This is a genomic window from Streptomyces sp. NPDC059534 (assembly GCF_042743475.1).
Taxonomy (GTDB): Bacteria; Actinomycetota; Actinomycetes; order Streptomycetales; family Streptomycetaceae; genus Streptomyces.
Genome location: NZ_JBHWAQ010000001.1, coordinates 79361 through 92297, shown reverse-complemented (window position 1 = coordinate 92297; position 12937 = coordinate 79361). Strand labels below are relative to the sequence as shown.

13 protein-coding genes are annotated in these 12937 nt (G+C 73.0%); 5 read left to right on the top strand and 8 right to left on the bottom strand.

The features are described from left to right. The first annotated feature begins 109 nt into the window (after positions 1-109). Both ACFVZH_RS00340 and ACFVZH_RS00335 read left to right on the top strand, forming a co-directional pair. Positions 110-1300 (top strand): 4-hydroxybenzoate 3-monooxygenase, encoded by a 1191-nt coding sequence (locus ACFVZH_RS00340; protein ID WP_384890756.1) that lies wholly within the window; start codon positions 110-112, stop codon positions 1298-1300. Between the two features lie 93 nt (positions 1301-1393). Then, positions 1394-3241, top strand: a complete 1848-nt coding sequence (locus ACFVZH_RS00335) for a methyltransferase (protein WP_384890753.1) — start codon at positions 1394-1396, stop codon at positions 3239-3241. A gap of 84 nt (positions 3242-3325) precedes the next feature. On the opposite strand, the gene ACFVZH_RS00330 is transcribed toward ACFVZH_RS00335, so the two are convergent. The 5 genes from ACFVZH_RS00330 to ACFVZH_RS00310 form a co-directional block, all read right to left on the bottom strand. Further along, the gene (locus tag ACFVZH_RS00330; RefSeq protein WP_384890750.1) at positions 3326-3613 is read right to left on the bottom strand and encodes an SHOCT domain-containing protein; all 288 of its coding nucleotides are present in this window, start codon (positions 3611-3613) and stop codon (positions 3326-3328) included. A 91-nt stretch (positions 3614-3704) separates the two neighbouring features. Continuing rightward, positions 3705-4127 (bottom strand): DUF6325 family protein, encoded by a 423-nt coding sequence (locus ACFVZH_RS00325; RefSeq protein ID WP_384891707.1) that lies wholly within the window; start codon positions 4125-4127, stop codon positions 3705-3707. Positions 4128-4260: 133 nt separating this feature from the next. Beyond that, positions 4261-4677 (bottom strand): hypothetical protein, encoded by a 417-nt coding sequence (locus tag ACFVZH_RS00320; RefSeq protein WP_384890746.1) that lies wholly within the window; start codon positions 4675-4677, stop codon positions 4261-4263. A gap of 116 nt (positions 4678-4793) precedes the next feature. Then, positions 4794-5252 carry an SHOCT domain-containing protein gene (locus ACFVZH_RS00315; RefSeq protein WP_384890743.1) on the bottom strand — a complete coding sequence of 153 codons (459 nt, stop codon included), beginning with the start codon at positions 5250-5252 and terminating at the stop codon, positions 4794-4796. 76 nt (positions 5253-5328) lie between these two features. Continuing rightward, positions 5329-5991, bottom strand: a complete 663-nt coding sequence (locus ACFVZH_RS00310; protein WP_384890740.1) for an HdeD family acid-resistance protein — start codon at positions 5989-5991, stop codon at positions 5329-5331. Between the two features lie 134 nt (positions 5992-6125). Between ACFVZH_RS00310 and ACFVZH_RS00305 the strand changes: the two genes are divergently transcribed. Beyond that, the gene (locus ACFVZH_RS00305; RefSeq protein ID WP_384890737.1) at positions 6126-6317 is read left to right on the top strand and encodes a CsbD family protein; all 192 of its coding nucleotides are present in this window, start codon (positions 6126-6128) and stop codon (positions 6315-6317) included. A gap of 7 nt (positions 6318-6324) precedes the next feature. Continuing rightward, positions 6325-7263 carry a CPBP family intramembrane glutamic endopeptidase gene (locus ACFVZH_RS00300; RefSeq protein WP_384890734.1) on the top strand — a complete coding sequence of 313 codons (939 nt, stop codon included), beginning with the start codon at positions 6325-6327 and terminating at the stop codon, positions 7261-7263. A gap of 64 nt (positions 7264-7327) precedes the next feature. Here the strand turns inward: ACFVZH_RS00300 and ACFVZH_RS00295 are convergent, their stop codons facing one another. From ACFVZH_RS00295 to ACFVZH_RS00285, 3 genes are read right to left on the bottom strand one after another with little or no spacing between them, the layout of a single operon-like run. After that, on the bottom strand, positions 7328-9052 hold the full coding sequence (locus tag ACFVZH_RS00295; protein WP_384890731.1) for an alpha/beta hydrolase: 1725 nt from the start codon (positions 9050-9052) through the stop codon (positions 7328-7330). Positions 9053-9105: 53 nt separating this feature from the next. Then, positions 9106-10662, bottom strand: coding sequence for a glycerol-3-phosphate dehydrogenase/oxidase (locus tag ACFVZH_RS00290; protein WP_384890729.1), 1557 nt, complete (start codon positions 10660-10662; stop codon positions 9106-9108). Then, complete coding sequence (locus ACFVZH_RS00285) at positions 10659-11258, bottom strand: TetR/AcrR family transcriptional regulator (protein ID WP_384890726.1); 600 nt, start codon at positions 11256-11258, stop codon at positions 10659-10661. Before ACFVZH_RS00285 ends, ACFVZH_RS00290 begins: the two co-directional genes overlap by 4 nt. A 74-nt stretch (positions 11259-11332) precedes the next feature. Here ACFVZH_RS00285 and ACFVZH_RS00280 point away from each other — a divergent pair, with 74 nt between their 5' ends. After that, entirely contained in the window at positions 11333-12928 is a 1596-nt protein-coding gene (locus tag ACFVZH_RS00280; RefSeq protein ID WP_384890723.1) for an FAD-binding oxidoreductase, read from the top strand. Positions 12929-12937 lie beyond the last annotated feature (9 nt).

The following is a 12937-nucleotide window of genomic DNA, read 5'->3' as shown; positions in this document are numbered from 1 at the left end:
GGCGGGGCCCGAGTGCTGGGACGCCGTGGAGAATCCTTTTCTCATGGAATCTGGCATTCGGGTGACGGCGGGTAGGCGACACGCCTTCCTCTGCTTAAGATCAACTTTCGTGACAGACAGTCAACATGCAGTAGATGAAGGGGAGTCGGCCGACGTCGTCATCCTCGGAGCCGGTCCCGCCGGGCTCGTACTGGCCAACCTCCTGCTGCGGAGCGGGATCGACTGCGTCGTCCTCGAACGCACGGGGCGCGAGCACGTCGTGAACCGGGCCCGGGCCGGGTTCCTCGCCGCGCACACCGCACGCGTGCTGCGGCGCCACGGTCTGGACGAGGGCCTGCGGCTGCGGGGTCGGGAACACGGCGTGTGCGAGTTCCGCACCGAGGACGGGCGCTTCCGGCTGGACTACCGACGGCTCGGCAACGGCGAACCCCACACCGTCTATCCCCAGCACGAGTTGGTGGCCGACCTGTTGGCCGCCTACCTCGGCGCCGGTGGCCGGATCCGCTTCGACACCGAGGCGCTGGAGGTCGGCGGCGCGGACGGCGACCGGCCATGGGTGGCGGCGCGGGAGCCGGACGGGCGGGCCGTACGGTGGCAGGCGCGGTACGTCGCCGCCTGCGACGGCCGCCACGGCGCCGGACGGCGCTCGCTGCCGGACCGGGCCGTACGCCACCACCGCGACCACGGCGTGTCCTGGCTGGGACTCCTCGCCGAGGCTCCGCCCAGCCTCGACGCCGTCGGCTACGCGACGCACCCCCGGGGCTTCGCGGGGCACATGGCCCGCTCCGCCGACATCACCCGCTACTACCTCCAGTGCGAGCGCGGTACCGACGCCGACGACTGGACCGAGGAGCGGATCTGGGACGAGCTGGAGCTGCGGATGCGCAGCGCCGACTACGGTCCCCTGCGACGCGGACGGATCCTCCAGCGCACCGTCGTCGACCTGGAGTCCGACGTGCTCGACACGCTCCGGTACGGCTCCCTCTTCCTCGCCGGCGACGCCGCCGGCCTCATCAGCCCCTCCGCCGCGAAGGGCGCCAACCTCGCCGTCCTGGAGGCCGAACTCCTCGCCGAGGCCCTCGCCGACGACCTCCACCGCGGCGACCCGGGACCGCTCTCCCGCTACTCGGACCGGTGCCTGACGCACATCTGGCGTGCGCAGGAGTTCTCGCACTGGATGATCGGCCTCCTCCACGGCGCACCGCCGTTCCAGGAGGGCATGCGCCGGTCCCGCATGGAGTCGCTGCGGACCTCCCGTACCCATCAGGACTGGTTCGCCGAGCAGTACGTCGGCATCTGATCTGCCTCCCCCCCACCACCTTGCGGTGCGAGGTCCCGGCCCGTCGGCCAGGGACCCGCTCCCTTCCGCCCTCTTCCCCGAGGATGCCCGCTGATGAGTACCCCTGCCCTGACGACCGGCCTCGCGCCCGACGACGTCCGGCGCCTGCGCGCGACCGCCGAGTTCGTCCGCGAGCAGGAGACCTCCCTCCTGCTGTCCCGCGTGCTGCCCGGCCTCGACGGTCCCGAGCTGCGGGCGGTGGCGGAACGGTGCCGGTTCGCGCACGCCGCGCTGCTGGTCTTCCCGGCCGACCGGCCGGCGCTGCGGGCCGGACTCGCCGCGTGCGGGCTCCCCGACGACGCCCCGTCCCGGCCGAGCGTCGTGGTGCGCGACCGGCTGGCCGCGCGCCACGGACTCGACGCCGCCGATCTTGACGTAAGGATTCTCCGGCCCCTCGTGGAGGGACCCTGCGGGGAGCGCCGGACGGTCGAGGTGTTCGCCCTCACCGTGCCGCCGGGGTCCGCACTGTCCGCGCTCGCCGTGCACGAGCGCGACCACGACCACGAGGCGCACCTGGCCTTCGACGTGGACCGGCCCGATCCCCTGGTGCTGCGCGGGCTGCGGGCGAGCCTCGCGCGGCACGGGGCGGTCGCCGACGGCGGTGGCTACAACCCGCACGAGGACGGGACGGTGTTCTACTTCGCGACGCCCACCGGGACGAAGACCGACTACCGGCGCATGGAGCTGTACGCGAGCGGCGACCACCGGGACCTGCTCGCCGAGCACCTGACCGAGCAGCCTCCGGCCGAGTTCCGTGACACGGGCACGGACAGGGGCACGGGCACTGTGACGGACGTGGTCCCGAACGCGGACGCGGACGCGGACGCGGGCAGGGCCACGCACGGGGACGCGACCACGAGCAGGGCCACGCACGGAGACGCGACCACGGACGCCCGCGCAGCGGAAACGCTCCTGCGGCAGCTGACCGGTGCCTGGACCACCCAGGCCCTCGCCACCTGCGTCGAGCTGCGCCTGCCCGAGGCCCTGAGCCCCGACACCCCCCTCGGCGCCCGGCGGCTGGCGCGCGAGGTCGGAGCGCGACCGGACGCGCTGGGGACGCTGCTGCGGTACCTCGCCATGCTGGGTGTGGTCTCCGAGGACCGGGACGGATTCCGCCTGACCGCGTCCGGCCTGCTGCTGCGCGAGGACGCCGACGGCTCGATGCGGCCGCTGGCGCTGATGTACGGCGGGCCGTTCTACCAGTCCTTCGCGCACCTGGCCCATGCCGTGCGGACCGGCGAGCCGGGCTTCGAGCACCTCTACGGCGAGAACCACTTCGACCACTTCGTCCACGACCCCGCACTCGCCGTGACGTTCGACCGGTCCATGGCCGCCAGTTCCCGGATGTTCGATCCCCTGCCCTCGCATCCGGTGCTCACCGCGGCCGCGGCCGGGCCCGGCGCCCGTACGGTGGTCGACGTCGCCGGCGGCACCGGCGAGCTCCTCGGACGCGTTCTGGCCGCCCATCCTCCGCTGCGCGGGATCCTCCTGGAGCGGGCGCACGTGGTGGCCGCGGCGCGGGACCGGCTCACCGCCGCCGGGGTCGGCGAGCGGTGCGACTACCAGGCCGGCGACTTCGCCGACGTACCGGCGGGCGGGGACGTGTACCTGCTCTCCCGCGTCCTGCACGACTGGGACGACGCGCGGTGCCGGGAGATCCTGCGGCACCTGGTGGGAGCGATGCCGTCGCACGCCGACCTTCTCGTCGTGGAACGGCTGCTGCCCACCGACGCCGAGCCGTCCCTGGCGACCGCCTGGGACCTGCACATGCTGTGCAACACGGGTGGCCGCGAGCGCCGTGCGGACGAGTACGCGGAGCTGTTCGACGCGGTCGGCCTCGAACTCGTCGGGCACACCCCGCTTCCCCTCGACGCCCACGTCCTCCACGTCCGCAAACGCTGACACAGCCGAAGGGCGCCGGCCGGGGCGACGAGCGTCTCCCCGGCCGGCACCCTTCGGCGTGGCGCCGTCGACCGGTGTGAGCGGTCAGGCGAGCAGCTTGCGCTTCTGCTCCTCGAACTCGGCGTCGGTGAGCACTCCTTGCTGCTTGAGCTCACCGAGCTGCCTGAGCTGGTCGAGTTTGTTGTCCATGGTGTCGGCCGCGGGCGGCGGCGGGGCGGCCGCGGGGGCCGGCGCGTACTGGGGCTCGGGTTCGCGAGCCTCCTGCTGGCTGGCCCAGCGGCCCTGCTGGCGCCGTGACACGCGGTTGGACACGGCGGTCGCCGTGCCGGCGACCACGGCCGTGCGGGCCACTCCGCGAAGAAGACCTGGCATCGGGTGTTCCTTTCTCATGCGTCGCCCGTCGACCGGCGGGGTCGGCGGCCGAGTGCGACAACAGACGGCGTCCGTCGGTACGGGCGACCGGTCACGACGCGGCTTCGGCGGCTTCCAGCGAGGCGAGGACGGCCTGGAGGGGCAGCCGGCCGGAGGCGACCAGCTGGCCGCCGCTTCGCCGCATGGCGGCGGCGAACGGCGCGGCCCACACGTTCTCGTAGACCAGCAGACCGGCGGAGTTGCCCGGCTCCACCGCGGCGGCGGCTTCCTCGAGGTCGTCCTGCCCCAGCAGGCCGGAGTGGGTGCCTTCGAAGACCGCGAGGTCGAGCTGCCCGTCGCCGTCGAAGTCGGCGATCTCCAGGGCGGCGACGGTGCCGTCCTTGTCCTTCCTGATGAACATCAGGTCCAGGATCCGGATGATGCCGCGGTCCACCAGGTCCACCAGCAGCGGAAAGCCCTCGCCCGTCATGCGGTTGCCGGGGAACTCCACCACCACGTAGTCGATGGGTCCCATCTCGTCGAATTCCTCGCTCACAGCGTCACCTCTGGCAGTAGGACCCCCTTGCCATTCCAACACCGGACGCCGAGTGCTGCACCCGGTGCGGGGTGGGCCGGCCGGCCTCCGGCCCTGCCGCGGACGGTCCGCGTCAGATCTCGTCGCGTCGCACCGCGCACAGCGCCCAGATGACGAATCCGGACATGGCGATCATCACGATCGACCAGGCGGGGTAGTACGGCATGGAGAGGAAGTTCGCGATCATGACGAGCGCGGCGATGGCCACGCCGGCCACGCGCGCCCAGGTCGCCGTCCGGTACAGCCCGAAGCTCACGATGAGGGCGACGAGGCCGAGGGCGAGGTGGATCCAGCCCCAGGAGGTCAGGTCGAACTTGAAGACGTAGTTGGGCGTCGAGACGAAGACCTCGTCCTCGGCGATCGCCATGATGCCCCGGAAGATTCCGACGAGACCGGTGAGGGCGAGCATGACGGCGGCGAACACGGTGAGTCCGCCCGCCCATGCCTGTCTCGTCGTGCCTTCAGGGTGTGTGGAGTGCGTGGCAGCCATGGGATCCCTCGCTATCGGTCGGTCGGTCGGTCGGCTGGGTTGGTTGGATCGGTCGGGTCGGTCGGGCCGGCCGGATCGGCCGGATGGGTTGGTCGGGGCGGATCGGCGGGCGCGGGTCAGCGTCCGGCCGAGGGGGCCTCGGTGGGTCCGGATCCTGTGGCGGGCGGCTCGCCGCTGAGGATCAGCGCCTTCGCCCTGCTGAACTCCTCGTCGGTGATCGCCCCTCGGGAGCGGAGTTCGGAGAGCTTCGTCAGTTCCTCCGCGCTGCTGGGCCGGGTGCCACCGGACGCCGTGTCGCGGATGTAGGCGTCGAATTCCTGCTGCTGGGCCCGGGCCTGGGCGATCTCCCGGCGTCCCATGTTCTTCCCCCGGGCGATCACGTAGACGAGGACGCCCAGGAACGGCAGCAGGATGACGAGGACGAGCCATCCGGCTTTCGCCCATCCGTTCATCTCGTGGTCGCGGAAGATGTCGACGATGATCCGGAAGAGAAGGATGAACCACAGCACCCACAGGAAGAACCAGAACATGGTCCAGAAGGCGCCGAGCAGCGGGTAGTCGTAGGCCAGAGTCATGTCTGCTCCGTTCTGCGGGGGGAGAGGGGGGGCCGGGCGCGTCGTGCGTTCCGCACGCGTGCGCGTGGCGGCGGGGTCAGGCGGCCGGTCCGGACGCGTCGTGGCCGGTGATGCCCGCCCGGCGCAGCGCCGACCGCCACGCGAGGGCGACCGCCGTCTCCGCCAGGCCCAGGAGGATGAGCCACAGGCCGAGCAGCCTGGTCAGGGTCCGGGCGGACTCGGTCGGCAGGGCCAGGACGACGATTCCCGCGACGATGCCGAGCGCCGCGACCGCCATGACGATGCCTCGGTGCGGCATGTTCTTGGTGGCGATGGCGGTGTACAGGGTGAAGATGCCGGACACCAGCCAGACGGCACCGACGATGAGCGACAGCGCGGCGATCGTCTGCAGCGGGTTCCGCAGGCACAGCACGCCGCCCAGGACGAACAGGACGGCCACGATCAGCCCGGGCACCCGCTCCCCGGCCTCACCGCGGCCGAAGACGGCCACGAATCGGAAGACACCCGTCGCCAGCAGGTACAGACCGATGAGCACCGCCAGGACGTGCAGGGTCACGTCCGGCCAGACGAGGGCCAGGACGCCCGGCACGAGCGTCGCCAGCGCCGAGCAGAGGAGCCAGACCCAGGAACGGCCGAGACGCGCCAGCTGGTCCGCCGGGTCGGCCGGGTACCCGGGGCGCGCCCCGGGGGCCCCTGACTCCGGGGTCGAATGTGGCGTGGGGCCTTGCGACGTGGCCATATCTCCTCCTCCCGGTCGCCGCGGTGGATCGCGGGAACATACGGGCGGCCGGTGACTTCCCCATCAGTCTGCGCCCATCGTCCGGCCGCCGCCTCCCTTACCGTGGAGCTGGGAACCGACCTCACGGAGGGACCATGGACAAGAACCACGCCGTGGACATGGCCAAGGCCAGGATCAAGGAGATCACCGGAAAGATCACCGGCCACGAGCGTCTCGAGGCCGAGGGAAAGACGGACCAGGCGAAGGTCAAGTTCCGTCAGAAGGTGCAGAGCCTCCGCGACCGTGCCGAAGGCATCAAGGACTCGTTCAAGCACGACCGTTCATGACACACCGATGCCCTCCCGCGACCCCGACGACGCCGAGCGGCCCGTCGCGAAAGACGCCGAGCGGCCTGTCGTAGAGGATGCCGAGCGGCCCACCTCGTACGACTCCGAGGGGCCCACCGTCCACGACTCCGAGCGACCCACCGCGCACGACGCCGGGCAGCCCTCCGCGGACGATGCCGAGGGGCCATCCGGCGTACGAGGCCGCCACCGGCTCCGCGTTCCGGGCGATCCGACGCGGAGCCGGTGGCGGCGGCCGATCGGGACCTGGCCGGCCGTGGTACTGACCGTCGGCGTCCTCGTCGCGGCCAATGTGCTCCTGGCCCACTGGGACGGCCTGCTCCGCCTGGTGGCGGCCGTCGCGGTCAGCGTCCTGCTGCTCGGTGTCCTGCGCTGGGCGGGCGGCACCCTGGCGGACGCGGGCCTGGCACCCGGGACGCTGGGCCGCGGTGCCCGGTGGGCGGCGGTCCTGGCGGGGCTGGTCGGTGTCGTCTACCTCGCCGGAGCGCTGCTGCCGGCCACCCGTTCGCTGTTCGAGGACCGTCGGTACGACGGGATGACCGGGGGCGAGTTGCTGGTGCGCGTCCTCGTGGTGGTGCCCGTCGGCACGGTCCTGGTGGAGGAGATCGCCTTCCGCGGCGTGCTGTACGGACTGGTCTACCGGGCCCGGGGGACGGTCTGGGCGACCACCGTGTCGAGCGTGCTGTTCGGCCTGTGGCACGTCCTGCCGTCCCTGCACCTCGCGGCCTCGAAGCCCGCCTTGACCTCGGTCTTCGGGGACTCCGCCCTCGGCTCCGTCCTCGCGATCGCCGGCGCCGTGCTGTTCACGGCGGCCTCGGGCGTCCTCTTCTGCGAACTGCGACGCCGCAGCGGCAGCCTGCTGGCCCCCATGGGTCTGCACTGGGCGGTCAACGCCCTGGGATACGTGGTCGGCTTCCTGCTGCGCTGACCGCGTCACCGCGTCACGGGGTCACCGCGTCCCCCGGTCGCGGGGCCGATGGCGTACGAGGTGGTCATTGGTCCGGCTGGATGACGTCCCGCAGCCGGTCCAGGTCCTGGGGCGTGAAGTCCGTCGGCCGCATGACGGCGTTCCAGCCGTCGACGTACGCGGCCTTGTACGTGTGACCGTGGCCGTCGGGCACGCCCGTGGAGAACGGCAGGTCGGCGGTGACCTGCCAGAAGGTCACGAAGGGGATCCAGACCATCTCCTCGAGCACGTCGCTGCCGGGTGCCTCGCCGATCCAGTCGGGCTCGGAGAGTGCCAGCTGCGGGCTCCACCAGACGATCGGGTCGGACGGGTGCATGAGGTACAGCACCCGGGTGCCGTTCCACGGCCGGTCGGCCGGAGGGATCCCGTCGGCCGGCTCGTCGGTGAACCGTACGGTCCGCCCCTCCTTGTACACGGGCTCGATCTCCGGGCTTCCCGCGTCGCGGTGATCGCTGAACTCGCGGAACAGGGTGTTGAAGTTCGGCGGTCCGGCGAACAGGGTTCCGGCGGTGCGGTTGCGCAGGTCGTACTCGCCGCTGAACGCCGTCTCGCCGCCGAACGACCCCAGGCTCTCGCCCGCCACGAACAGCCGCGGACGCTGGTCCTGGGGGAGCTTGGACCAGACGTCGTAGACCGCGTCGAAGAGTTCGCGGCCCGCCTCGCGCGCCTTGGACTGGTCCACGAGATAGGAGAGCCACGACGGCAGGTAGGAGTACTGGAGCGCCACGCTGGCGGAGTCGCCGTCGCCGAGGTACTCGAAGGAGTCCACGGCGGCGGGGTCGACCCAGCCGCTTCCCGTGGTGGTGATCACGAGCAGGTTCGCGCGTTCGAAGCCGCCGGCCCGTCGGAGGTCGGCGACGGCCCGCTCGGCGCGCGATTCCGCGTCGCCCGAGGTTTCGAGACCGGCGTAGGCCCGGATCGGCTCCTGCGCCGGGCGGTGGGTGAACGCGCCGATGTCCCGGGCCGTCGGACCGCTGCCGGTGAAGGCCCGGCCCTGCCGGCCCAGGGTGTCCCACGGCACCAGCGAGCCGGGCCCGCCGGAGCGCAAGGTGGTCGTGGGCTGGTGCACGCCCTCGGGGGTCTCCGTGTCGCGCAGCGAGAACGCCTCGTTGGCCGCGTTCACGAAGCCGGCCAGCAGCACCCCGCTGACCAGGGACCACGCGAGGCCCGCCACCACGACCCAGCCGACGACCGCCGCCGCGCGGGGGCCGACCCAGCGGCGGAGGAGACGGGCGAGCCACCGGTACAGGCGCCGGAGTCCCCGGCCCGCGAGCAGCAGCAGCCAGAAGACGAGTGCGGCCACGAACGGGCAGGCGATGGTGGTGACGACGTTGTAGTCGGTGACCGCCATGAGCCGGCGGATCTCGTGCTGCCAGTACTGGCCGAAGCCGAACGACAGGCCGAACAGGACGATCGCGCAGATGACCAGGACGCGCCACGACCCACGCGACGCGCTGCGCGCCTCCCGGTCGGCGAACGCGCGCCACACATAGGCGGCGACCACGCCCAGCCCGTACCCGATGGCCGCGCTGATACCGCAGATCAGACCCTGGAGAACGCCGCCGCGAGGCAGCAGCGACGGAGTGAAGGAGAGGCAGGCGAGGACAAGCGCGCCCCAGCAGCCGGGAAGCGTGAGGTCGGGCTGCCACCGGCGCTTTGCGGAGCCGGCCGCCGGCTCGGCTTCCCCGGTCTTCGCGTCGTCGCGGTCCGGGGAGCCGTCCGGCGGAGGCTCGTGCGTGTCAGGCGTCATGGCTGTCCTCCGGGCCAAATCATCCCAAGGCCCGGCAGGACACGCCATTCGGACTACCGCTCGGCCAGCGCGTCGCGGGCGGCCGCTTCGGCCAGGGTGCGGTCCCCGGGGACCAGGCCGATGCGCGTGCGGCGGTCGAGGAGGTCGGAGGTGTCGAGCGCGCCCTCGTGGCGTACGGCCCACAGGAGTTCGGCGCCGGTGACGGGGTGGCCGGGGACGACGGGCTCGGCGAGCGCCGGGTCCGTGAGACCGAGGGCGTGTACGGCCGAAGCCTCGGAGCCGTAGCGGTGGACGAGACGGGGCGGGACGTCGAGCCCGGCGAGGGTCCGCGGCCGGGCGGCGCCGACGAGGGGGACGGACGGGGTGCGGCACGGGCCGGCGGTGAGGCCGCGGCCGGCCACGGCCGCGTCGACGGCGTCCTGGGCCATGCGGCGGTAGGTGGTCAGCTTGCCGCCGACGACGGTGACGACGCCGTCGGGCGAGGTGAGTACGGCGTGCTTGCGCGAGATGTCGGCGGTGCGGCCCCCCGCCGACTGGGTGTCGAGGAGGGGGCGCAGGCCCGCGAAGGCTCCGACCACGTCGGTCCGGTGGAGGGTGACGTCGAGCGCCGAGCCGAGGACGTCGAGGAGGAATCCGATGTCGGTCTCGGGGACGTCCGGCACGTCGGGGACGTCGCCGTCGACGGGTTCGTCGGTGAGGCCCACGTACACGCGGCCGTCGCCCTGGGGCAGGACGAGGACGAAGCGGTTGGACTCGCCGGGGATCGGGATGTGCAGGCCGGCGGAGAGACGGCCGAGGTCCTCGGAGCGCAGGACGAGATGGGTGCCGCGCGAGGGGCGCAGGCGGATGTCGTCGACGAGGCCGCCCGCCCAGACCCCGGTCGCGTTGATCACGGTACGCGCGCGGATGCGCAGCTCCTGGCCGGTGGTCTCGTCGCGGACGGTCGCGCCGTCGCCGCGGAGTTCGACGGCGCGGGTGCGGGTGAGGACGAGGGCGCCGTGGGCGGCCGCGGTGCGGGCGATCGCGGTGACCAGGCGGGCGTCGTCGGAGAGCTGGCCGTCCCAGGAGAGCAGGCCGCCGCGCAGTCCGGTGGGGCGCAGGGCGGGGGCGAGGTGCCGGGTCTCGACGGCGGACAGGGTCCGGGGCCGGGGGAGCGTGCGGCGCGAGGTGCGGGCGGAGACGCGCAGCAGGTCGCCGGCGAGGAAGCCGGAGCGGGCGAGGGCGGCCTGGCCGCGGCTGACGAGCGGGGTGAGGGGGAGGACGAAGGGCTGGGCGCGGACGAGGTGGGGGGCGGTGCGCTCCATGAGGATGCCGCGTTCGACGGCGCTCTCGTGCGCGACGTCGAGCTGTCCGGACGCGAGATAGCGCAGTCCGCCGTGGATCAGCTTGGAGCTCCAGCGGGACGTGCCGAACGCGAGGTCGTGTGCGTCGATCGCGGCGACGGTGAGTCCGCGGGTGGCCGCGTCGAGCGCGGCTCCGGCCCCGGTGGCGCCGAGCCCGACGACGAGGACGTCGACGGTGTCGCCGTCGGCGAGCCGGCTCAGCTCGCGCCGGCGCCGCTCGGCGTTGAGCGAGGAGCCGGGCAGGGCGGTGCTGCTCGTGGGGTTCATGGGGTGAGGGTCCTCTCCAGCAGGGTGCGCAGCTCGTCGAGGAAGGCGGCTTCGCTCAGTTCGGGATCGGTCTCGTCGGTCATGGTGCGCAGCGAGAGCGTGAAGGACTGGACGACGAGCAGCAGGGACCGGGCCTGCAGGTCCGGCCGGACGCGGCGTACGGAACCGTCCTCGTGGCCTTCCTCCAGGGCCGAGTGGAGGAGTCCGAGCAGGGCGTCCTGGCTGGCGCCGCGGCGGTCGAGGATGTACGGCAGCAGCAGCTCGGGGTCGACGTCGAGGATCTTGTGGAAGAGCGGGTGGGCCCGGAACGCCGCGGCTCCCGCGACGAGCCCCTCGACGATCCGCTCCCGTTCGGGGCGCTCGTCGTCGGAGGGAGGCATGGCGTCGGCGGCGACGCCGATCCACTCACGGGTCATCAGGTCGCCGACGAGGCTGCGCACGTCGGGCCAGCGCCGGTAGAGCGTCATCCGGGACACGCCCGCGCGCCGGGCGACGTCGGTGAGAGTGGTGCGCCGTACGCCGACGGCGAGCACGCAGTCGCGTGCGGCGTCGAGGACGGGATCTGCGTCCGCATGGTTGTGACGAATGGGCGTCATCTGTCACAGTGTAATACCAGCGCGGGCCGAGTGGCAGCGCGTCCGTGAAACAGACCGTGAGGAACCCAGTCGAAGTGGACATGTTGTGGAGTGGCTGGGGCGACCCGGCCAAGGCGGCACCGCTGCCCGAAGCGGTGACCGGCCTCCTGCGGGACCTGCTCGGCGTCACCCCGCGCGAGAGCGGCCCCGCCGCCCTCGCCGACATCGAACCGCCCGCCCCGGCCCTGACCGACGAGGCCCGCGCCGCGCTGAGCGCCGCCGTCGCCGCACCCGACGCCCTGCGGGAGGACGCCGAGAGCCGCATCCGGCACACCCGCGGCAAGTCGACCCCCGACCTCCTGCGCATCCGCGCCGGCGAGGTCGACGACATCCCGGCCGCCGTCGTGCTGCCCGCCAGCCACGACGAGGTCCTCGCCGTCCTGCGCGCCTGCGCCGACCACGGCGTCAGCGCCGTGCCCTTCGGCGGCGGCACCTCCGTCGTCGGCGGCCTCGCGCCCACCACGAAGCGGCCGTTCGTCGCCCTCGACCTGCGCCGGCTCGACGGGCTCCTGGCCGTCGACGAGGTGTCGCGTACCGCGACGCTGGGGCCCGGACTGCGCGGCCCGCAGTGCGAGGCGCTGCTCAACGAGCAGGGCTGGACGCTCGGACACTTCCCGCAGTCCTTCGAGTGGGCGACCGTCGGCGGCTTCGCCGCGGCCCGCTCCAGCGGTCAGGCGTCGGCCGGATACGGCCGCTTCGACGAGATGGTCCTCGGCCTCACCGTCGCCACCCCCGAGGGCACCCTGGAGACCGGCCGGGCCCCGCGCTCGGCGGCAGGACCCGACCTGCGCCAGTTGATCCTCGGCTCCGAGGGCGCCCTCGGAGTGATCACGGCCGTGACCGTGCGCATCCGCCCGCTCCCCGCCAAGCGGATCTACGAGGGCTGGCGCTTCGCCTCCTTCGAGGCGGGGACGGCGGCGCTGCGCCGACTCGCCCAGGACGGCCCGCGGCCCACGGTCCTGCGCCTGTCGGACGAGTCGGAGACCTTCATCGGCCTCGCGCAGCCGGACGCCATCGGCGGCACCGAACTCCCGCAGAACCCGGGCTGCATGGCGATCGTCGGCTACGAGGGCACCGAGGACGAGACGGCCGCCCGGCGCGCCGCCGCCCGCGAGATCCTCCTCGCCTGCGACGGCGAGTTCATCGGCGAGGAGCCCGGCGACCGCTGGGAGCACGGCCGGTACAACGCCCCCTACCTGCGCGACGCGCTCCTCGACGCCGGCGCGTTCGCCGAGACGTTGGAGACGGCCGCCTTCTGGTCCGCGATCCCGGGCCTGTACGCCGCGGTGCGCGACGCCCTCACGAGCACCCTCACCGAGGCCGGCACCCCGCCGCTCGTCATGTGCCACATCTCGCACACGTACGAGAACGGCGCCTCCCTCTATTTCACCGTCGTCTCCGCCCAGGGCGAGGACGCCGTCGCGCACTGGGAACCGGTGAAGCGGGCGGCCAACGACGCCATCCTGGCGGCGGGCGGCACCATCAGCCACCACCACGGCGTCGGCACCGACCACCGCGACTGGTACGCCCGCGAGATCGGCCCCCTCGGCATCCGTATGCTGCAGGCGGTCAAGGCCGAGGTCGACCCGTCGGGCGTGCTCAGCCCCGGAGTCCTCATCCCCGTCCGCTGAACCCCTCTT